This window comes from Luteitalea sp. TBR-22 (assembly GCF_016865485.1).
Lineage (GTDB): Bacteria > Acidobacteriota > Vicinamibacteria > Vicinamibacterales > Vicinamibacteraceae > Luteitalea.
In genome coordinates, this window is the sequence record NZ_AP024452.1 from 2,820,790 (window position 1) to 2,840,691 (window position 19,902).

Consider the following 19,902-nt stretch of genomic DNA (forward strand, 5'->3'; position numbering starts at 1 on the left):
CCGTGACCGTTACTGCTGGGCGGGCACGGCCTGCACCGACAGGGAGATCTTCACCTCGTCACCCACCAGGAAGCCGCCCGTCTCGAGCGCGGCGTTCCACATCAGGCCGTAATCCTTGCGGTTGACCGTGTACTCGGCCTCGAACGCGATGCGCTCGTTGCCCCACGGGTCCTTGGCCTTGCCGAGGAAGGTCACCGGCAGCGTGATGCTGCGCGTGACGTCCCGGATGGTGAAGTCGCCGGTCACCGCGTAGGCCTCGCCGCCAGCGGCCTCGATCCTCGTGCTGCGGAACGTGATCGTCGGGTACTTCTCGACCTCGAAGAAGTCGGCCGAGCGCAGGTGCGCGTCGCGGTCCTTCTGGTTGGTGTCGATGCTCGCGGCCTTGATCGTGAAGGCCACGTCGGACCGCGTCGGGTCGGCGGCATCGAAGTGGATCGTTCCCTCGAACTCGGCGAAGCGGCCCCGCACCTTGGTGATGAGGTGGCGGACCGTGAAGGCCGCCTCCGAGTGCGCGGCGTCGACGGCGTAGGTGGCGAGCGTGGTGGTGTCGGTGGCGGTGGTCATGGCGTGGTCTCCTCCTGGAATCGAAGCCGGTGGCCGGCAGTTGGTCGTGGGCAGCGGGTGTTGACGTGTCAGGCGTCGTCGGTGGCGCGGCGCAGCGCGGTGAGCGCGCCGATGAGTGCCTGCAACTGGTCGGCATCGAGCACCCCGGCGTACCGGCCGAGGAAGTTGCCGACGATGGTGTCGAGGTCCGCGAGGGCAGCGAGGCCTGCGGGGGTGATGCGCGTGGTCACGTAGCGGCGGTCGTCGCCGCCGCGAGTGCGGCCGATGTAGCCGGCTTCCTCGAGTCGGTCCAGCAGGCGGGTCACGTCCGGAACACGGCGCACCATGCGCTCGCCGACCTCGGTCCGGCACAGGCCCTGTTCGCCGGCACCGCGCAGGATCCGCAGCACGTTGTACTGGGTGCTGGTGATGCCCGAGGGCTTGAGCGCCGTCTCCAGCGCGTGCTCCAGCACGGCCGCGGTGCGCTGGAGGCCCACGAAGGCTTCCTCGATGGGGGATCGGAAGGGGCGAGTCTGCTTGAGTTCCGCCTGCAGGTCGGTCTGCATGTGATGACAATAGATGTTTGAACACACATTGTCAACGAGAAAAGTGGGCGTCGGTCCCGAACGCCCACTCGTCCTTCACGAGCGGCAGTGCGCCGCGTCGCGCCAATCCGCCCGTGGGCGGTCACGACGCTGCTACGGCCGAGGCGGAGCGGCAGGCGCGCCGGGGGTCGCCGGCGCCTTGGCCTTGACGGGCGGGTGCCGCTGGCCCTGGTGGCACGTGTAGCACGTCACGTACGATTCGCCCGGCTTGGGAGCCTCGCCGACCTCCTTCGGGAACGCCTGGTTCACCGCGTCGGTGTACTTCATCATCGCCCGCGTGGCTTCCTTGTGCTCCTTGCGATCACTCTCGAAGTTGTACGCGCTCATGTCGTTCGGATCGGGGCCGGCGACGTGGCAGTAGACACAGCGCACGCCCATCGCCGCATTGAAGCCGCGCATGATCTCCATGAGCTGCTTCGGGTCGGTGTCCTTGGGCAGGAGCTTGAGGTTCTTCGGTGTCGGCGGCAGCCAGTCGGCAGGTGGGCCGCCCGCCGGCGCGGGTGCCTGTGGAGCGGCAGGGGCCGGAGGCTGCGCCTGGCCCGCCACCATGACGACGGTGCCGCAGAGCAGGAGCGCGGCGAGGGACACGAAACGGCGCATCGGTACGTTCTCCCGGAAAAGCGATGGCGATCGGGTGGACTGCCGCATGCTACCGCAGTTGCGCGCTAGATGGCCGGCGGCCGCGGTGGCGGTCCCGGCTGACCCGGCGGCAGCGCCCCGCCAGGGCCGCCCGGCGCACCCGGGGCGCCCGGACCACCAGGCTGCTCCGGCCGACGCGTCTGCGGTTCCTTCTCGCCGCGATGGCACGTCCAGCAGGTCACGCGCCGCTCGCCCTCGGCCGGCGGATCACCGACGTCGGTGGGGAAGTCGCGATTGAGTGCCATGGTGAACTTCAGCATCGACCGCGCCTCCTTCTTGTTCGCCTTCTCGTCGCTGGCGAAGTCGTAGGTGCCGAGGTCCTGCTCGTTGGCGCCCGGGACGTGGCAGTACACGCAGCGCACGCCGAGTGCCTGCGTGAAGCCGCGCATCACGCCGGCCACCGCGCGCCCGTCCATCTCCTTGGGGAGCACCTGGAGGTTCTTCGGCGTGGGGAAGTTCATGGGAGGGCGGCCGCCCGGCGGGCCGCCCTGGGGACCGCCCGGCGGAGGGGCCTGGGGAGCCTGGGCGGCGACGGTGGCCGACACGCCGAGCCACACGAGGGCGGCGACTGAGGCGAGGCCTCGGGACATCTGACTCTCCTGGAAGGGGCCAGCTGCGCTGCTGGTGCGCCACATCCTAGGCGATGCCCTATCGGAAGTTGTGGCAGATCCGTGGAAAATTGCCCCTGCCGACCGACCGCCGGGATCGCCGGTCACTGCGGCAGGCGGCGATCGTCAGGCCGTCGGCTGGCGTTGCTTGCGCACGGCGTCGATCGCCCGCGATGCGATGGCGAACTGCTCCGGCGAGATGCCGTGCGAGATCGTCACGCCGTAGTGACGGTGGAGGTAGTCCTCGATGGAGATCCACGCGTCCCCGTCGTGCACGGTATGTGACCAGGCGCACATGGTGACGATCTGCTCGTGCTGGTGGAGGCGTCGGAGCAGTTCGCGGACGCCGGCCAGCAGCGTCAGGCCGAGCACCGCCAGCATCGTCCACAGCGTCAGCGACTGGGCGCGCAAGGCCCGGCGTAGCGCGTCCGACCTCGCGACCTGCAGGGTCGATTGATCGGCATCGACCCGCGCCACGGCCGCCCGCAGCCGGTCCATGACGCGCTTGCCCTCGCCATCGGCGACGGCAGCGCGCGCCTCGGCGAACCGGCCCGCCCGGGCCAGGGCCAGTCGCGCCTCCATCAGCCGCATCCGGCTCTCCGCGAGGCGGCGCACCTCGGTGGCGTGGTCCCGCTCGTCGGCGCCGGCCACCGTCTCCAGCCTGGCGAGCAGTGCCGGGATGCGCGGGGCCGATGCGCCGTAGGCGTCGAGGAACTGCGGATTCTCGGTGACGAGGTAGCCTCGCGTGCCGGTCTCGGCATCGGTCACCGCCGACAGCACGTCGCGCGCGCTGCGCTGCAGGTCCGTCGATCTTGCCGACATCGCGATCGCCTCGACCACCCGGCGATGCGCCAGCAGTGCCGCCCAGGTCGCAGCGGCCGCGACGGCCACCGGAAGCCCGACGATCAGCGCGGTCAGGACGAGGGGAGAGACGCGACCGAGGAGCGAACGAAGACCAATCATGGGCACGCGGCCGCCGGGGAGCGCCGCCATTGCTGACTTTACGCCTGTCAACACCAGCGCGCCACAGCAATGCGATCGAGGTGTCGTTCGTCGGCGCGTCACTCCGACAGGTGCGCCAGCACGCCGCCGATCGAGCGTGCGTCGGGTGCGACGCGCTGCAGTGCGTACCCGGCGCCCGACAGGCACAACGCCACCACGAGCGCGGGCAGCCACGTGCGACGCATCACGCCGACGCTCCAGTGCTGCACGTCGTGCGGACGGAGTCGCCGGTACATGGTGGTGACCAGCGCCGCATCGAGCATGACTTCGGCGAGCAGCGCCGGCGCAATCCAGATCACGTAGCCGACGGCGATGGCGCCCGCGCACACCAGCGCGCCAGCCACGACGAGCCAGGCGGCATCGTCGGCGTCGACGCTCAACCCGCCGAACCAGTCGCTGCCGGTGCCCCCCGTTGATGCGCGAGCGTGTGACGGGGCGACCACCCCGCGCGCGTCGCCGTCGCCCCACCGGGCGCCGCCCCCGCCGCCTCCGCTGCGTCCGCCCGCGAAGGACGACGACCACGTGTCGCCATCGGCGCCGTCATGGATCACGCCATCGGCGCCGTCTCCGGCCCGCTCCCAGCGGTGCAGCGCGATCCAGACCTGCAGCAGGGCGAGGAACGCGAGGTAGCCACTCGCCACCGCCACGGCGTAGCGGAGCCACATCACGTCGACCCCGGCGTGCAGCAAGCCGACCGACGTCAGGAATCCGCCAAGCCCCGCGCCGACGACGATCAGCGAGAGCTGGAGACGGGGAAAGCGCCTCGAGACCGTCGTGGCCTCGAGGTCGCTGATGAGGGCCTCGCGCTCGCCGCGCGGCGTCAGGGCCGGCTTACCGCTTGGCGGGCGCGGTCGTCGGGAAGCCACGGTTGGCCAGCAGCGCGTTGACGTCCGGTTCACGACCGCGGAACTGGCGGTACGCCTCCGCCCGGTCGATGCGGTTGCCGGTCGCCAGGATGATGTCCTTGAACTTGCCTGCCACGGCGGGATCCCACGGACTTCCCGCTTCCTCGAACGCCGCCCACGCGTCGGAGGCCATCACGTCCGACCACAGGTAGCTGTAGTAGCCCGCCGAGTACGAGTCGGAGGTGAACAGGTGGTTGAACTGCGGCAGGCGGTGCCGCATGGCCACTTCCTTCGGGGCGCCGATCGCCGTCAGCGTGTCGCGTTCGAAGGCGTCCGCGTCGACGACGCCCCCCGGCAGCAGGTGCAGGCGCATGTCGACGATGGCCGAGGCGAGGTACTCGACGGTGGCGTAGCCCTGGTTGAACTTCGCGGCGTTCTTCACCTTGTCGACCAGTGCCTGCGGCATCGGGGCCCTGGTCTTGTAGTGACGGAAGTAGGTGTCGAGCAGGTCGCGCGTGAGCACCCAGTTCTCGTGCACCTGGCTGGGGAACTCCACGAAGTCGCGCGGCGTGCCCGCCAGGCCCGGGTACGTCACGTTCATCAACAGCCCGTGCAGGGCATGCCCGAACTCGTGGAACAGCGTCCTGGCGTCGTCGAGGCTGATGAGCACCGGTTCACCGGCGGCGCCCTTGACGAAGTTGTTGTTGTTGGACGTGATCGGGGTGACCGGGCCGTCGAAGGTGCGCTGCCCCCGGTAGCCCGACGCCCACGCGCCGGAACGCTTGTACTGGCGCGCGAAGTCGTCGCGGTAGTAGACGCCGACGTGCCTGCCGGTGGCCTTGTCCTTGACCTCGTACACGCGCACGTCGGGATGGAACACGGGCACGGTGCCGGTGATCTCGGTGAACGTCAGGCCGTACAGCTTTTCGGCCATCGCGTACGACGCCGCGATGACGTTGTTCAGCTCGAAGTAGGGCTTCAGTTCGTTGGTGTCGAGCGCGTACTTCGCCTTGCGCACCTTCTCGGCGTAGTACAGGTAGTCCCAGGGCTCGATGGTGATCGCCTGGCCCTCCTTGGCGGCGACCGCCTGCATGTCGGCGACCTCCTCCTTGACGCGGGCCACGGCCGGGGCCCACACGCGCAGCATGAGGTCCATCGCCTTCTGCGGATCGCGGGCCATGGTGTCGTCCATGCGCCAGTGCGCATGGGTGGGGTAGCCGAGCAGCGCGGCGCGCTCGGCGCGCAGCTTGACGATGCGGGCGATCACCGCGTTGGTGTCGTTGGCGTTGCCGTTGTCGCCGCGGCTCTTGAAGGTCTTCCACACCTTCTCGCGCAGGTCACGGCGAGAGGAGAAGGTCAGGAACGGGTCGACCGAGGAACGGGTGTTGACGACCGCCCACTTGCCGGGCAGCTTGCGCTCCTCCGCGGCGGCCTTGTACGCGGACACGAGGGCGGGCGGCAGTCCGGCGAGGTCGGCCTCGCTGTCGAGCGTCGTCCAGGTGTCCTCGTCGGCGAGGACCTTCGTCGCGAAGTCGGAAAAGGCGCTGGCCAGGTCCTGGTTGATCCGCGAGAGCTCCTTCTTCTGGGCGGCGCCCAGCTTCGCGCCCTGGCGCACGAAGCCGTCGTAGGTTCGCTGGGTCAGGCGCTGCTGCTCCGGCGTCAGGCCGGCCGTGGCCATCGATGCCTGCACGGCGGCGACGCGCGCGAACAGCTTCTCGTTGAAGGTGGTCTCGTCGTCGGCAGCGGCGAACACCGGCGACAGCTCGCGGTCCAGCGCCTGGTACTCGGGAGCGTTGCGGTTGTTGGTCATCACGCCGAACAGCACGTCGATGCGCCCGAGGGCCCGCCCGGCGCGCTGCAGCGCCTCGATCGTGTTGGCGAACGAGGGTGGGGCCGGGTTGCTCGTGATCGCGTCGATCTCCTTGCGCTGCAGGTCGATGGCGGCCAGGAAGGCGGGCTTGAACAGCGCCGGATCGACCTTGTCCCAGGGCGGCACGCCGCCGTAGGGGCCCGTCCACTCCTGCAGGAGCGGGTTGCTGGCGGCGGTGGTGGCGGGCTGGGCGGGGGTGGGCACGGCGGTCGTCAGGAGGCCCAGCGCGGCGAGGCCGGCGGGCAGGAAAGGCTTCAGTGGCACACGTCCTCCAGACCGATCACGTTGCGCCGGCCGGGCGGCGGAGTCAAGTCGCGCCGACCTGTTCGGCCATGCGTCCGGCGACGTTGGTCCGGGCGTGCGCTTCCCGATCGCCTGCGTGCTCATCGGCGCCCTGCTGTCAGGGGTGCCGGTGTCGGCCGATCCACCCCAGGCCGACGCGCGAGCCCGTCGCGTCTTCCGCCTGGCGACCATCGGTGATCCACTGGTCCTCGCACACGACGCCGTGCTCCGTCTGCCCGGGACGTCACGCGAACGGGCCCTGGCGCCAGCCGGGTCCCGACTCGAGGACCTGCAGCGGACGACCGTGCGCTCGCCGGACGGCCCGGTGGACCTGCTCCTCTGGTCGGTGCGTCGTGGGGAGGAGGCCGCCGGGGGCTTCGGCGACGAGGTGGCCGTGCTCGCCGCCTTCCCGGCCGGGCAGGAGGCGCCTACCGACGTCGTGGAGGTCAAGCTCGATCGGTTCACGGCCTTCGGCGAGCTGCCGTGGCTGTCGATCGGCACGGGCGATGCCTTCGCCATTCGCAATACGCATCACAATGCCGGCCAGCCCTACCTGATCGAGGCCCTGTTCCACGTCGTCGGCGGCCGCATCCGCCGCATTGCGGAGGTGCAGACGTTGGGCGAATCGAGCGGCTGCGGCAACGCATTCACCGAGACGCTGACCTGGCACGCCCGGCCGGGCAAGGGACCGTGGGCCACGGTGGTGGCGCGCGTCGACCTGGTGCGCGCGCCGGCCGACGCGCAGACCGATTGCGAGCCTCCCCATCCCCCCGAACGCCGGACACGGTACGAGGGCACCTTTGCCTGGGACGCAACGGCGCGACGCTACCGGCCTGCCGGCGGCACGCTCGACCAACTGGCGGCCTGGAACGAGAAGAGGTTCTAGCGCGTCCCCGCGTGTGGCCTAATCGTGGGGTGGCGCTCACCGCAACCGTCTACACGATCGACCTCGACATCACCGACCACGACCGCGGTGTGTACGACTCGCTGGCCCTGCGGGTGGCCCGCCATCCTTCGGAATCGGACGAGTACCTGGTGACGCGCGTCCTGGCGTACGCGCTCGAGTACGTCGAGGGCCTGGCGTTCTCGTCCGGCGGGCTGTCGTCGCCCGAGGAGCCGGCCCTGGCGGTCCGAGACCTCACCGGCGCCCTTCGCACCTGGATCGAGGTCGGCTGGCCCGACGCCGACCGCTTGCACAAGGCGGCCAAGGCCGCGGCGCGCGTCGTCGTGTACCCCCACAAGGATCCGGCGCAGTGGCTGCGCCGGCTCGCGGGGGCGGCGATTCATCGGGGGGCGGCGATCGAGGTGCGCAGCATCGACCTGGCGTTGATCGAGGCGCTGGTGGCGCGGCTCGACCGGCGTACGGCCTGGAGCGTCGCTGTGTCCGGGCAGGAGGTGTTCGTGTCGGTGGGGGAGGCGACGCTGTCGGGAGGGATGTCGGTGACCACCCTCCGATAGCTCGCGTCGGCCCTCACCGCGCCGCGCCTTGCCTTCTTCCCCGTAGTCGCGCAGCATTCGGGCTCCACATGCTTGCCAGCGTCGTTGCCCTCGCCACGCCGGTGATCACGCTGCTGCTGCTGGCCGCGGTCGGCCTCGATGTGCGCGTGGCCGACCTGGCGGCCATCCGGCAGCGGCCGCTTCTGGTGGTCTCCGGCCTCGCCCTGCCGGTGCTGGCGATGCCATTGCTCGCGTGGGGGCTGACGCGGCTGCTGAACCCGGGAGCGGCAGTGGCAGGGGGCCTGCTCCTGCTGTCGATCTGCCCGACCGGAGGGCTGTCGACCACCTACAGCCTGCTGGCGCGCGCCAACGCGGCGCTGGCCGTGACGCTCGCCGCCGTCGCCTGCGTCGCGGCCATCGTCTCGATCCCGCTGGCATCGGCGGGCCTCGAACTGCTGACCGGGGACGGTGGGCCCGTGCCGGCGCCAGTCGGCACGCTCGTGCGCCAGGTCCTGCTCGTGTTCGCGCCGCCCATCGTCCTCGGGATGGCCCTTCGCGCGCGGTGGCCGGTGGAGGCGGTGCGCCTGCTGCCGGTCGTGCAGCGCGCCGGGTTCGCCCTCCTCGCGGTGCTCATGGCGCTCGTGCTCGCCGACGCCGCGAGCCGTCCCGCCGTGCCGTGGCGGGCCGCCATCACGACGATGGCGGCGTTCGTGTCGCTGTCGTTCGTGATCGGTATCGCCTGCGCGCGCCTGCTCGCAGCACCGGCCGACGACAGGTTCGTGCTCGGGGCCGTGTTCGCGACACGCAATGTGGCTGCGGCGCTCGCCGTGGCGCTGGCGCTCGGGCGACAGGCGGAGTTCCTGTGGGTCGCCTTCGTCTACCTGCTCGTCCAGATCCCCCTGCTCTCCGTCGCGGCGGCCGTCCGCGCCCGCCTCTCGTCGGCCTGACCCTTCCGCGCCGCGGCGCCCATGCCCTTTGGGGCAACGGCGCTGCCCCTCGTTCGCCTTTGCAGGGCCTCGCCCGGGCGTGATGATGCCGGCGGGGGCCGGGTCTGCCGGTCGGCAGCCACGTCGCGCCCGCCGGCGCGTCGGGCCGCGACACCGCCGACCCGCAAGCCGCCGATGACGCCCACAGCCCTGGCCGTCCCGACTCGGGCCGGTTCACCTGACGCGGAGGAGACAGAACGCATGCAGTCGACCAACAAGCTCACGGCCGTCGTCCTCGCGTGCGCCGGCGTGCTCGCCCTCGGGGCCGGTACGGCGGCGGCGCAGGCGGCCAGGAAGCCGAACATCCTGATCATCTGGGGCGACGACATCGGCCAGTTCAACATCAGCGCGAACAACCGCGGGATGATGGGGTACCGGACCCCGAACATCGACCGCATCGCCAACGAGGGCGCGACGTTCACCGACTGGTACGGGCAGCAGTCCTGCACGGCGGGCCGCGCCGCGTTCATCACGGGCCAGTCGCCGATCCGCACGGGCCTGACCAAGGTCGGCCTGCCGGGTGCCCCCGAAGGCATGAAGAAGGAAGACCCGACCATCGCCACCCTGCTCAAGGCGCAGGGCTACATGACGGGCCAGTTCGGCAAGAACCACCTCGGCGACTCCAACGAGACGCTGCCGACCAACCACGGCTTCGACGAGTTCTTCGGCAACCTGTACCACCTCAACGCCGAGGAGGAGCCCGAGAATCCCGACTACCCGAAGGATCCTGCCTTCAAGAAGAAGTTCGGGCCGCGCGGCGTCATCCACAGCTTTGCCGACGGACGGATGACCGACACCGGTCCGCTCACGAAGAAGCGCATGGAGACGATCGACGAGGAGGTCAACGCCAGGGCGATCGACTTCATGACCCGCGCCAAGGCCGCGGGCAAGCCGTTCTTCATGTGGTGGAACTCCACCCGCATGCACATCTTCACGCACCTCAAGCCCGGCTCGGTGGGCAAGACCGGCCTCGGCATCTACGCCGACGGGATGGTGGAGCACGACGGCCACGTCGGCATCCTGCTCGACAAGCTGAAGGAACTCGGCTTCGAGGACGACACCATCGTGATGTACTCGAGCGACAACGGCGCCGAGACCTTCACGTGGCCCGACGGCGGCACCACGATGTTCAAGGGCGAGAAGAACACGAACTGGGAGGGCGGCTACCGCGTGCCCACGTTCATCAGGTGGCCGGGCACGATCAAGCCGGGCACGATCGTCAACAACATCGGCGCCCACGAGGACATGCTCCCGACGCTGCTCGCCGCGGCCGGTGACACGACGTCGGTCAACAGCCTGCTGACCGGCATGAAGATCGGCGATCGCTCGTACAAGGTGCACATCGACGGCTACGACCTCGGCCCTGCCCTGCGCGGCCAGGCCGAGTGGCCGCGCAAGGAGTTCATCTACTGGACCGACGACGGCAGCGTGGCTGCGCTCCGCTACGAGGCCTGGAAGATCACCTTCCTCGCCCAGCAATCGCACGGCATGGACGTGTGGCTGCAGCCCTTCACGCCGCTGCGCGCGCCGATCATCACCAACCTCCTGATGGATCCGTTCGAGCGCGCCAAGGACGAGCACGCGATCGGCTACCAGCGCTGGTACCTCGATCACATGTTCGCCATCGCGCCGGCCGGCGGCTACGTGGCCAGGTGGCTGCAGTCCTTCAAGGACTACCCGCCGCGCCAGAAGCCGGGCAGCTTCAACCTCGATCGCGTGATGGAATCGGTCATGGGCAGCAGCAAGCAGTAGCGCTGCACTCCCGTCGCAACGCGGGGCGGGAGCCCGGGCGTTGGCGTCGGGAGTGGCGAAGCGGGACGGGCCGTTGGCAGCGGTCGCGGCGGCCAGCCGCCGCGACCCTCCATGATGCTGGCGCGGCACCGCTGGCCGTCCTGGCCGGTCGACTCGCCCCCCGAGAGATGGCGTGTCGTCGACGCGCTGCAGGCCGAGATCTCCTTCAAGGGCCACTCTGCACGGTCGTCGCGCAGGACGAGACCTGGGTCGACCCGCGGTGCTCCAGGGCCTTTCGCGCTGGACGCGGGGCGCACATCCGTGGATGCTGTGGGCGTGCGCGGCCTGATCCGGTTCGTCTGCGGCGTCGTGGCGTGTCTGCTCGTCGTCGCCTCGAGGGCCGACGCGGGGCCGAAGCTGGATTACGTCGTCTTCGAGAACGGCGACGGCATCGTGTGCGAGATCAAGGGCCTCTCGCGTGGCCGCCTGAGTGTCAACACCGACGCGTTCGACACGATCAAGGTCTACTGGAGCCGGGTCACGCGGATTGGCAGCGGACGACCACTGCAGATCGAGATGGCGGGCGGGCAGCGGTACTTCGCCACCATCGTGGCGGTCGGCGAACGTCGTGCCGGGCTGATCCGGCCGGGCGCCGACCGGCTCGACGTCGCGCTCGGCGACATCGTCCGGATCACGCCGGTGGAGGCGGGAATCTGGCACCAGTTCGATGGTTCGATCGACCTCGGGTTCAGCTTCGCCAAGGCCAATCGTGAGACGCGCTACACGCTCAACGCGAGCAACACCTTCCGGAACACGCGGTACGAGAGCCGGATGTCGCTCAACGGCCAGACCACGCTGCGCGACGACGCCGACCGGGTGCAGCGGCTGTCGGCGTCCCTCAACGGCAACCGGTTCATCGGGCCTCGCTGGTCGGCGCTGGCCCTGGGCCAGTACCAGGCCAACGATGAACTCGACCTCGAAGGACGCACGGTGCTGGGCGGCGGCATCGGCCGGTACCTGGCCCAGTCCAACAGCACCATGCTGCAGGCCTACGGGGGCGTCGGCTGGACCCGCGAACGGTTCACCGGCCAGCCCGGCACGGACCGGCCCGAAGCCGTGCTCGGCGCGAACTTCGACTGGTTCAGCCCGCGCGACAAGAGCGTCGACCTCACGTCATCGGTGATCACCTACTACGCGCTGAACAGCGATCGACGCACGCGCCTCGAGACCCAGAGCGCGGTCCGCTTCGAGTTCTGGGGCGATTTCTACGCGAGCGTGAACGGCTACACCAGCTACGACACGCACCCGCCTTCCGGACGCGAGAAGGTGGACGGCGGCATCAGCGTCTCGCTCGGCTGGTCGTACTAGTGCCACCTGCCGGCCGCCGTGCTGTGATACTCGTGTGACCGTCGTGCCCGATTCCGCCCGCCTGATGTCCCGCATCCGCGGCGCCTTCGTGGGCGCCGCCCTCGTCGCCGTGCTGACGGCCACCGGCTGTTCCTCCTCGCGTGAGCCGGCCAGCGTGGCCGGCGGCGGGACGGCCCCGGCGATGCTTGCCGCCTCGGCGACCTACGTCGGACGGGGCAGGTGCGTCACGTGTCACCAGGAGGAGAACGCCCGCTATCAGGGCTCGCACCATGATCTGGCGATGCAGGAGGCGACGCCGGCCACCGTGCTGGGCGACTTCTCGGATGCCACGTTCTCCTATGCCGGCACGGTCAGCCGGTTCACCACCCGCGACGGCAAGTACATCGTCACCACGGACGGGCCCGACGGGCGGGTGCGCGACTTCGAGGTGGCCTACGTCTTCGGTGTCTATCCGCTGCAGCAGTACCTGATCGGCTTCCCCGACGGGCGATACCAGGCGCTCAGCATCGCCTGGGACGCGCGGCCGAAGGCACAGGGCGGGCAGCGCTGGTACCACCTGTACCCGGACGAGAAGGTGACGCACACCGACGTCCTTCACTGGACCAGGTTCAGTCAGAACTGGAACGCGCAGTGCGCGACGTGCCACTCGACCAACCTCCGCAAGGCGTACGACCGCGCCACCGACACGTACAAGACGACGTGGTCGGAGCTCGACGTGTCGTGCGAGTCGTGTCACGGTCCGGCCTCGGCGCACGTAGCCTGGGCCGAGCGGCACGGCCCGGGCAAGGCCGATCCGTCGCTGTCGGCGACCGACCTGGGATTGACGGTGTCCCTGCGGGAGCGTCGCGGCGCGACGTGGACCATGCAGGGCACCAGGGGCATCGCGGCGCGGACGCCGGCGCCCGGTGCGACGCGCGCCGAGGTGGAGATCTGTGCGCCGTGCCACGCGCGCCGCGCCGAGCGCGTCGACGCCCACGTGCCGGGGCAGCCCCTCCTGATGTCCTATCGACCGACGTTCCTCTCCGCGGGGTTGTACCGGCCCGACGGGCAGATGGAGGACGAGGTCTACAACTACGGCTCGTTCCTCCAGAGCCGGATGCACGCCGCCGGCGTGACCTGCTCGGACTGCCACGATCCGCACAGCCTGAAGCAGAAGGGGGAGGGCAACGGGGTGTGCGCGCAGTGCCACCTGCCGACGACCTTCGATGTCAGGAGCCATCACGGGCACGAGCCGGGCACGCCGGGCGCGTCGTGCGTGGCCTGCCACATGCCCACGGTCACCTACATGGGCGTCGACGCGCGGCACGACCACAGCTTCCGCGTACCGCGCCCCGATTTCTCGGAGCGCTTCGGCACGCCCGACACCTGCACCTCGTGCCACAAGGGCAAGACGCCGGCCTGGGCGGCAGCGGCGCTCGACCGGTGGCGCACACCCGCCTGGCGGCAGCGCCCGCACTTCGCCCCCGCGTTCGCGGCGGCGGCGCAGGGCCGTGTCGATGCAGCCGGGCCGCTCAGGGCCATCGCGTCGGACGCCACCCAGCCGGCCATCACGAGAGCCACCGCGCTCGAGTGGCTCTCGGCCACCGCGCCCGAACAGGCCGAGCAGGCCCTCGATGCCCTGGCCCGCGATCCACAGCCGCTCGTGCGGCTGTCGGTGGCACAGGGCCTGTCCCGCCTCGAGCCGGCGGCGCGGGCCCGCGTCGGCGGCGCCCTGCTCGAGGACCCGATGCGGGTCATCCGCCTCGATGCAGCCTCGGCGCTGGCCGGGGAGCCGGCACAGTGGCTGCCGGCCGGCCAGCGGGCGGCGCTCGAACGCGCGATGGCGGACCTGCGGACGTCGGAGGTCTTCAACGGCGATCGGCCGGAGTCGTACGTCAACCTGGCGCTCATGGAGGAGCGCCGCGGCAACGTGGCGGGTGCCATCGCCGAGTACGAGGCGGCCACCAGATACGCCCCCTGGTTCCTCCCGGCCTACGTCAACCTCGCGGAGCTGCAGCGGCAGGGCGGCGACGAGGTCAAGGCGGAGGCCACGCTTCGCCGGGCGCTGGTCGCCGTTCCCGGCGATCCCGGTGTCCTCTACGCCCTCGGCCTCTCGGTGTATCGCCAGCAGCGAGCCCTCGAGGCGGTCGACCTCCTGAAGCAGGCCGCGGCGCGCGGGCCGGAGGTGCCGCGGTATCCCTTCGCTTACGCGTTGGCCCTGGAATCCCAGCGCAAGTACGACGAGGCGCTCGCGGTGATCGACGCCGCCCTGGTGCGTCATCCCGACAACCGTGACCTGCTCGACGCGGGCCTGGGGATCGCCCAGAAGGCCTCCGACGTGAACCGCGCGCGCGGGTACGTGCGCCGGCTGCTGCTGGTCGTCCCCGGCGACCCTGCCTTGGTCCAGTTGGCAAGGACCCTCGGGGTGCGGTGATCTGAGACAGCCCGGTGTGGCGCTCATGCCGCATCGGCTGCCTCGCGATGTCACCCACGCGCCTCGCGCGCCTGTTCGGCCTGCTTGCCGTGTCCCTGTCGTGGATCGTCGCGGGGACCGCGCACGCCGAGGCGGCCAAGCGGGTCCTTGTCCTCTACTCCGTGGGCCGACTGCTGCCGGCGGTCCTCGAGTTCGATCGGGGCTTCCGTGCAGAACTCCCGCACCCGCCCGGGCAGGAGGTCGAGATCTACGAGGAGTTCCTCGACGCCGCGCGCTTCAACGGCGCCGAGTACGACGACGCGCTCGCCGATCACCTCATACGCAAGTATCGCCACCTCCGGCCCGATGTCGTCGTGGCGGCGGCGCGCGAGGCCCTCGCCTTCGTGCTCCGGAGGCGCGACCAGTTGCCGCCGGGCGTCGCCGTGGTGCACGCCGTGACCACCCGAGAGGATCTCGTGCGACTCGGCCCCCTGCCGCCAGGCGTCGTCGGCGTGCCGACCGAGGACGTGTTCGCCAGGACCGTGGCGCAGGCACTCCGCTGGCATCCGCAGGCGACGCGCGTGGTGGTCGTCGTCGGCCGGCGCGTGCTGCGCGACCGGATCTGGTACGAGCGCGTCCTGGCCGAGCAGGCTCGCCTGCCCCCCCGCGCGAAGGTCGAGGTGCTGGCCGACCTGCCGACCGCCGAGGTCGTCGCGCGCCTCGGCGCTCTTGGCGATGACGCCGTGGTGTTCACGCCCGGCTTCCAGCAGGATGGGGCCGGCGTGTTCATGACCCCCTTCGAGTCGGTGAAGGCGATGCGTGCGGCGACGCGCGCCCCCGTCTACGGCGCCTCCAGCACATTCCTCGAGGCGGGAATCACCGGAGGCTACTGGGCCGATTTCGAGTCGCAGGGACGCGAGGCGGGGCGTGCGGTCTCGCAGTTGCTGGCCGGTACGGCCGCCTCGGCCCTCCGAGTCCCCTCGACCGTGCCGGCAGTGATGCACGCCAACTGGCGGGAGTTGCGTCGGTTCGGCATCCGCGACGGGGCGGTGCCGGCAGCAACGGTGGTGCACTTCCGTGAGCCGTCCCTGTGGGAGCGCGACCGGAACCAGGTGTTGGGCGCGCTGGGCGTGATCGCCGTGCAGACGGTGCTCATCGCCGGCCTGCTGTGGGAGCGTCGCCGTCGTCGCGAGGCCGAGAGCAGCGTCGCGCAGTCGCGCCTGGAACTGGCGCACGCCTCGCGGCTGGCCGTGGCCGGCGAACTCGCCGCGGCGCTGGCCCACGAGATCAACCAGCCCCTCGGCGCCATCCTGAGCAACGCCGACACGGCGGAACTGATCCTGGAGTCGGGTGCAGGGAAGCCGGAACTGCTGCGGCAGATCCTGGCCGATATCCGACGCGACGATGTACGGGCCAGCGAGGTGATCAAGCGCTTGCGAACCCTGCTGCGGAAGAACGAGGTCGAGCGCCTGCCGGTCGTGCTCGACGAGATCGTCGCCGACTGCGAATTGGTGCTGCGCTCGGAGGCGCGGCGGCGAGGTGCCGCCCTCACCGTCACCACGCCGGTCGAGCGCTCCACGGTGCTGGCCGACCGCATCCAGATCCAGCAGGTGCTCATCAACCTCGTGCTCAACGCCTTCGACGCCACGGCCGACCTGCCGGAAGCACGCCGGACGGTGACGATCAGCGTGCAGCGGCACGCCGCCGACGTCAGCGTCTCGGTGCGCGACCTGGGGCCGGGCATCACGGCCGTCCCGGTGGACAAGGTCTTCGACTCGTTCTTCACCACGAAGCGGACCGGTATGGGCCTGGGTCTTTCCATCGCCCGCAGCATCGTCGAGGCCCATCGCGGCCGTATCGGCGCGGCCAACGTCGACGGCGGCGGCGCGGTCTTCACGATGGTGCTGCCGTACGCGGTCGTCGATCCGGGTGTGGGGAGGGCGGCATGAGCGAGGTGGCCGTGATCCACGTGGTCGACGACGACGAGTCGCTGCGGATGGCGCTGGTGCGCCTCCTCGAGGCGCTGGGGCACGAGGCGCGCGGCTACGCGACGACCGGGGACTTCCTGTTGCACTTGCCGGAGGACCGCCACGGCTGCGTGCTGCTCGACGTGCAGTTGCCCGGCCCGTCCGGACTGGAGTTGCAGGCGGGGCTGCACGGCAAGGGCGTCGCCCTGCCGGTGATCGTGATGACCGGTCACCCGGACGTGGCGGCGAGCGTCGCGGCGATGAAGGCGGGGGCCGTCGACTTCCTGACCAAGCCGATCGACAGGGCCGCGTTGGTCGAGGCCGTCGGGCATGCCCTGAGACGGGACACGGAACGGCGCGCCGCTGCCGGCGCCGCCGCGGCGCTCAAGCGCCTGTTCGAAGGGCTCTCCCCAATCGAGCGGAACGTCTTCGACGGCATCGTGATGGGTCGCTTGAACAAGCAGATCGCCGACGACCTGCGCATCGCTGAACGAACCGTCAAGCTGCATCGAGCCCGACTGATGGAGAAGCTGGGTGTCGACTCGGCGGCGGCACTCGGGCGCCTGGCAGAGCGGCTGGCACAGGCGGGCGGCCAATGAGGACGGTTGCCCCTTGGGGCAGGATCCTTGCCCCTCGTTCGGTTGGGCGCAGACGCGCCGACATCGGATCATCGACTGTGCCGTTCCGTTCGAGTCGACCTTGCGTGCCCCGTGTGTCGGGAATGGTTACCCGATGACCGGCAGTCCGGTGGTCATCGTGGTGGACGACGACGACAGCCTGCGGGACGCGATGCGTCGACTGCTCGAGGCGGCCGGGTTCACGCCCATGGCGTATCCTTGTGGCGAGGCGCTCATCGCCGAGGGAGTGACTCCCGAGGCCGCGTGCGTCGTCACCGATCTGAAGCTGCCGGGCATGACCGGGCTCGACCTGCTCGCCCGCCTCAAGACGCTCCGGCCGGGGTTGCCCGTCGTGCTCATCACCGCGCACGACGACCCGGCGACCCGTGAGCACGCCCTGCAGCACGGCGCGTCGGCGTACATCGCCAAGCCGTTTCGCGGTACCGCGCTGCTGCAGGTAATCACGTCGGTACTCGTTCGGGCCTAGCCCGGTGGGCGCCGGCATCACCCGAGCGCGGCGGTGGACCGCGACGGTTTCATCCCCCATCCCTGGAGTCCTGATGTCCTCAGTCCTGCTTCGCGTCCTGACCGCCTCGGCGTGCACGCTGGCGCTCGCGGCGCCTGCGTCCGCGCAAGCGCCCGACACGACCGACGTGCCCGCGCGGCTCTCGCTCACCCTCCCCGGCGTGCTGCCGGCACCCGAATCGGTCGCGGCGGCGCGAGAGGGCACGGCCTCGACAAAGCAGGTGAGCACGTCGTCATCGGGCGACTGGAAGTTCACCGTGTATCCGATCCTGGTGTGGGTGCCGATCAACGTGGGCCTGGAGGTCGACTTGCCCTTCGACGTCGGTGGCGGCAGCGGCGGCGGCGGTGGGGTCGGCAGCGGCAGTTCGGGGCGCGTCGATCTCGTGGACACGCGGTTCGACGGTGCGGCCCTGGTGGGCTTTGCGGCCACCAACGGCACGTGGCGGTTCGACTTCGACGGCGTCTACGCGGCCGTCGGTGGCGACATCGACCTGCCGTCCATCCAGCTCGACGCCACGCTCATCTACGGTCACGCAACCGTGAGCCGCAAGCTGTTCGGCGACCTCTTCGTGTCGGGTGGCGTGCGCCGCCTGGCCACCAAGTACGAGGCCCGCGTGCTCGACCGGTACGACTTCGAGAGCAAGCCGGGGATCTGGGATCCGCTGGTCGGCGTGGGGTACCACAAGGTGGGCGACACCCTCGAACTGCACGCGATTGCCGAGTACGGTGGCTTCGGTGTCGGCGCCGACTCCGACTTCGGAGCGGCCGTACGGCTCGACTGGAAGCCCTGGTCGCACGTCGGCTTCACGGCCGGCTACAGCTTCTTCCAGTTCCGGTTCACCAAGGAGCTGGGACCGTTCGACTTCACGGCACGGCAGCACGTCGCCGGTCCGACGCTCGGCCTCGGCCTCTACTTCTAGGCCGGGTCCGGGCGGGCCGCATACTGGACGCGTGAGCACCTGCCGTGTCGCCCTTGCCAACCTGCCGTTTCCCACGGGCCCGGACGACGCCGTCGACCGGGTTCGCGCGGCGATCGTCGAGGCCGCCGCAGCCGGTGCGGCAGTCGTGTGCTTCCCGGAGTGCTACGTGCCGGGCTATCGCGCGCCGGGCAAGCACGTGGCTCCGCCCGATCCCGCCTTCCTCGGCCGCGCCGTCACGGAAGTGGCGCAGCTGGCCGCCGCCAACCGGGTCGGCGTCGTGCTCGGCACCGAGCGGGTGGTGGACGGGGCGCTGCGGGCCTGCGCCGTGGTGGTCGACGAGGCGGGCACCGTGGTGGGGGTGCAGGACAAGGTGCAGATCGATCCGTCCGAGGAGGGCCTCTACGCGCCCGGCGGCGGGCGTGTGCTCTGCGTCGTCGCGGGCGTGACGGTCGGCGTGACCATTTGCCACGAGGGCTGGCGTTACCCGGAGACCGTGCGGTGGGCCGCCCGGCGCGGGGCGCAGATCGTGTTCCACCAGGCCTTCCACGAGGCGGAGTCCGGTGGGTTCCGCCCCTCGACCTTCGCCGACCCGCGCAACACGTTCCACGAGAAGGCGGTCCTGTGTCGCGCCGCCGAGAACACCTGCTTTGTCGCGACCGTGAATTACGCCAGCGAGGGGTCGCCCACCACGTCGGCCATCGCGCGTCCGGACGGGACGGTGCAGGCCTGGCAGCCGTACGGCGTCGCCGGCCTGCTGGTCGCCGACCTCGACCTGTCGCAGGCCACGGGCCTGCTCGCGCAGCGCTGTCGCTACTGACCGCGGCGGCGCGCGTCGCTTCCGGGACGCGTCGCGTGGCCCTCGCGGACGACCCACGCGGCGGCCTGACGCCCCCGTACAATGGTCGTTCTGCCGGGCGGCGCTCGGCGCAAGGAGTCCTGATGATTCGCACCTTCATGCGCGCGGTCGTGCTCGCGGCGGCGCTGCCCGTCGTGCTGCTCGCCGGCACGAAGTTCACCTCCACGTGGGCCGCGCCCGAAGCACGCGGCGTCCAGCTGACCGGCAAGAAGGTCGTCGTCCTGGTGATGTCGCCCGACGACAGCCTGCGCATGTCGGGCGAGGAGGGCATGGTCGACCAACTGAAGCCGCGCGGCATCGAGGCGGTGGCCGCATACCGGACCATCCCGAAGGAGGTCCTGAAGGACACCGAGCAGGCACGCGGCTGGTTCGAGCGGGCCGGCGTGGAGGGGGTGGTGGTGCTGCGGCTGGTGGGCAACGATCGGCGCACCACATACGTTCCGCCGTCGTGGACGGAGGGGTACTACACCTCGCTGTGGGGGTACTACGGCTACGGGTGGGGCGCGATGTACGACCCCGGGTACACACGCCAGGACCACGTGGTCTCGATCGAGTCGCTGGTGTTCAGCGTGCCGATGAACAAGTTGCTGTGGGCCGGATCGAGCGAGAGCAGCAATCCGAAGGACTCGCGCAAGCTCCTGGCGGACCTCGTGAAGGAGGCGGCCAAGGAGATGAAGAAGCAGGGGCTCGCGGTGCGCTAGTCGCCCCG

Annotated in this window: 19 protein-coding genes; 12 read left to right on the forward strand and 7 right to left on the reverse strand. The window is 70.6% G+C overall.

Translation table 11 applies throughout. The features are described from left to right. Window positions 1–9: 9 nt before the first annotated feature. From TBR22_RS11535 to TBR22_RS11565, 7 genes are all read right to left on the reverse strand, one after another. The gene (locus TBR22_RS11535; protein ID WP_239493135.1) at window positions 10–564 is read right to left on the reverse strand and encodes a YceI family protein; all 555 of its coding nucleotides are present in this window, start codon (window positions 562–564) and stop codon (window positions 10–12) included. Between the two features lie 68 nt (window positions 565–632). Further along, window positions 633–1,109 (reverse strand): MarR family winged helix-turn-helix transcriptional regulator, encoded by a 477-nt coding sequence (locus TBR22_RS11540; protein WP_239493136.1) that lies wholly within the window; start codon window positions 1,107–1,109, stop codon window positions 633–635. Between the two features lie 132 nt (window positions 1,110–1,241). Further along, entirely contained in the window at window positions 1,242–1,748 is a 507-nt protein-coding gene (locus TBR22_RS11545) for a c-type cytochrome (protein ID WP_239493137.1), read from the reverse strand. A gap of 65 nt (window positions 1,749–1,813) precedes the next feature. After that, window positions 1,814–2,377 (reverse strand): c-type cytochrome, encoded by a 564-nt coding sequence (locus TBR22_RS11550; RefSeq protein ID WP_239493138.1) that lies wholly within the window; start codon window positions 2,375–2,377, stop codon window positions 1,814–1,816. A 144-nt stretch (window positions 2,378–2,521) separates the two neighbouring features. Then, window positions 2,522–3,358, reverse strand: coding sequence for a CHASE3 domain-containing protein (locus TBR22_RS11555; RefSeq protein WP_239493139.1), 837 nt, complete (start codon window positions 3,356–3,358; stop codon window positions 2,522–2,524). Window positions 3,359–3,456: 98 nt separating this feature from the next. Next, window positions 3,457–4,263 (reverse strand): hypothetical protein, encoded by an 807-nt coding sequence (locus TBR22_RS11560; RefSeq protein WP_239493140.1) that lies wholly within the window; start codon window positions 4,261–4,263, stop codon window positions 3,457–3,459. Then, the gene (locus tag TBR22_RS11565) at window positions 4,229–6,376 is read right to left on the reverse strand and encodes a M3 family metallopeptidase (RefSeq protein WP_239493141.1); all 2,148 of its coding nucleotides are present in this window, start codon (window positions 6,374–6,376) and stop codon (window positions 4,229–4,231) included. The genes TBR22_RS11560 and TBR22_RS11565 overlap by 35 nt, the downstream gene beginning before the upstream one ends. A gap of 94 nt (window positions 6,377–6,470) precedes the next feature. On the opposite strand from TBR22_RS11565, the gene TBR22_RS11570 reads away from it, so the two are divergent. The 12 genes from TBR22_RS11570 to TBR22_RS11625 all read left to right on the forward strand — a co-directional run bounded on the left by TBR22_RS11570 (window position 6,471) and on the right by TBR22_RS11625 (window position 19,894). Beyond that, window positions 6,471–7,280 carry a hypothetical protein gene (locus tag TBR22_RS11570; protein ID WP_239493142.1) on the forward strand — a complete coding sequence of 270 codons (810 nt, stop codon included), beginning with the start codon at window positions 6,471–6,473 and terminating at the stop codon, window positions 7,278–7,280. 29 nt (window positions 7,281–7,309) lie between these two features. After that, on the forward strand, window positions 7,310–7,852 hold the full coding sequence (locus TBR22_RS11575; protein WP_239493143.1) for a YaeQ family protein: 543 nt from the start codon (window positions 7,310–7,312) through the stop codon (window positions 7,850–7,852). 68 nt (window positions 7,853–7,920) lie between these two features. Then, window positions 7,921–8,778: a hypothetical protein gene (locus tag TBR22_RS11580; RefSeq protein ID WP_239493144.1), complete on the forward strand. Its 858-nt coding sequence runs from the start codon at window positions 7,921–7,923 to the stop codon at window positions 8,776–8,778. 240 nt (window positions 8,779–9,018) lie between these two features. Next, window positions 9,019–10,569: an arylsulfatase gene (locus TBR22_RS11585; RefSeq protein WP_239493145.1), complete on the forward strand. Its 1,551-nt coding sequence runs from the start codon at window positions 9,019–9,021 to the stop codon at window positions 10,567–10,569. Window positions 10,570–10,884: 315 nt separating this feature from the next. Then, window positions 10,885–11,916: a DUF481 domain-containing protein gene (locus TBR22_RS11590; RefSeq protein ID WP_239493146.1), complete on the forward strand. Its 1,032-nt coding sequence runs from the start codon at window positions 10,885–10,887 to the stop codon at window positions 11,914–11,916. Window positions 11,917–11,959: 43 nt separating this feature from the next. After that, window positions 11,960–14,329, forward strand: a complete 2,370-nt coding sequence (locus TBR22_RS11595; RefSeq protein ID WP_239493147.1) for a tetratricopeptide repeat protein — start codon at window positions 11,960–11,962, stop codon at window positions 14,327–14,329. A gap of 47 nt (window positions 14,330–14,376) precedes the next feature. Further along, window positions 14,377–16,257, forward strand: coding sequence for an ATP-binding protein (locus TBR22_RS11600; RefSeq protein WP_239493148.1), 1,881 nt, complete (start codon window positions 14,377–14,379; stop codon window positions 16,255–16,257). Then, window positions 16,254–16,874: a response regulator transcription factor gene (locus tag TBR22_RS11605; RefSeq protein ID WP_239493149.1), complete on the forward strand. Its 621-nt coding sequence runs from the start codon at window positions 16,254–16,256 to the stop codon at window positions 16,872–16,874. The genes TBR22_RS11600 and TBR22_RS11605 overlap by 4 nt, the downstream gene beginning before the upstream one ends. A gap of 133 nt (window positions 16,875–17,007) precedes the next feature. Beyond that, on the forward strand, window positions 17,008–17,379 hold the full coding sequence (locus tag TBR22_RS11610) for a response regulator transcription factor (protein WP_239493150.1): 372 nt from the start codon (window positions 17,008–17,010) through the stop codon (window positions 17,377–17,379). A 73-nt stretch (window positions 17,380–17,452) separates the two neighbouring features. Continuing rightward, window positions 17,453–18,337, forward strand: coding sequence for a hypothetical protein (locus TBR22_RS11615; protein ID WP_239493151.1), 885 nt, complete (start codon window positions 17,453–17,455; stop codon window positions 18,335–18,337). 31 nt (window positions 18,338–18,368) lie between these two features. Then, on the forward strand, window positions 18,369–19,154 hold the full coding sequence (locus TBR22_RS11620; RefSeq protein ID WP_239493152.1) for a carbon-nitrogen hydrolase family protein: 786 nt from the start codon (window positions 18,369–18,371) through the stop codon (window positions 19,152–19,154). A gap of 122 nt (window positions 19,155–19,276) precedes the next feature. Beyond that, window positions 19,277–19,894 carry a hypothetical protein gene (locus TBR22_RS11625; protein WP_239493153.1) on the forward strand — a complete coding sequence of 206 codons (618 nt, stop codon included), beginning with the start codon at window positions 19,277–19,279 and terminating at the stop codon, window positions 19,892–19,894. The last annotated feature ends 8 nt before the right edge of the window (window positions 19,895–19,902 follow it).

Bases quoted from the DNA above. Each gene is read 5' to 3' on its own strand.
- TBR22_RS11535 (WP_239493135.1), bottom strand. From the start codon at position 564: ATGACCACCGCCACCGACACCACCACGCTCGCCACCTACGCCGTCGAC.
- TBR22_RS11540 (WP_239493136.1), bottom strand. From the start codon at position 1,109: ATGCAGACCGACCTGCAGGCGGAACTCAAGCAGACTCGCCCCTTCCGA.
- TBR22_RS11545 (WP_239493137.1), bottom strand. From the start codon at position 1,748: ATGCGCCGTTTCGTGTCCCTCGCCGCGCTCCTGCTCTGCGGCACCGTC.
- TBR22_RS11550 (WP_239493138.1), bottom strand. From the start codon at position 2,377: ATGTCCCGAGGCCTCGCCTCAGTCGCCGCCCTCGTGTGGCTCGGCGTG.
- TBR22_RS11555 (WP_239493139.1), bottom strand. From the start codon at position 3,358: ATGATTGGTCTTCGTTCGCTCCTCGGTCGCGTCTCTCCCCTCGTCCTG.
- TBR22_RS11580 (WP_239493144.1), top strand. From the start codon at position 7,921: ATGCTTGCCAGCGTCGTTGCCCTCGCCACGCCGGTGATCACGCTGCTG.
- TBR22_RS11585 (WP_239493145.1), top strand. From the start codon at position 9,019: ATGCAGTCGACCAACAAGCTCACGGCCGTCGTCCTCGCGTGCGCCGGC.
- TBR22_RS11600 (WP_239493148.1), top strand. From the start codon at position 14,377: ATGTCACCCACGCGCCTCGCGCGCCTGTTCGGCCTGCTTGCCGTGTCC.
- TBR22_RS11605 (WP_239493149.1), top strand. From the start codon at position 16,254: ATGAGCGAGGTGGCCGTGATCCACGTGGTCGACGACGACGAGTCGCTG.
- TBR22_RS11610 (WP_239493150.1), top strand. From the start codon at position 17,008: ATGACCGGCAGTCCGGTGGTCATCGTGGTGGACGACGACGACAGCCTG.
- TBR22_RS11615 (WP_239493151.1), top strand. From the start codon at position 17,453: ATGTCCTCAGTCCTGCTTCGCGTCCTGACCGCCTCGGCGTGCACGCTG.
- TBR22_RS11625 (WP_239493153.1), top strand. From the start codon at position 19,277: ATGATTCGCACCTTCATGCGCGCGGTCGTGCTCGCGGCGGCGCTGCCC.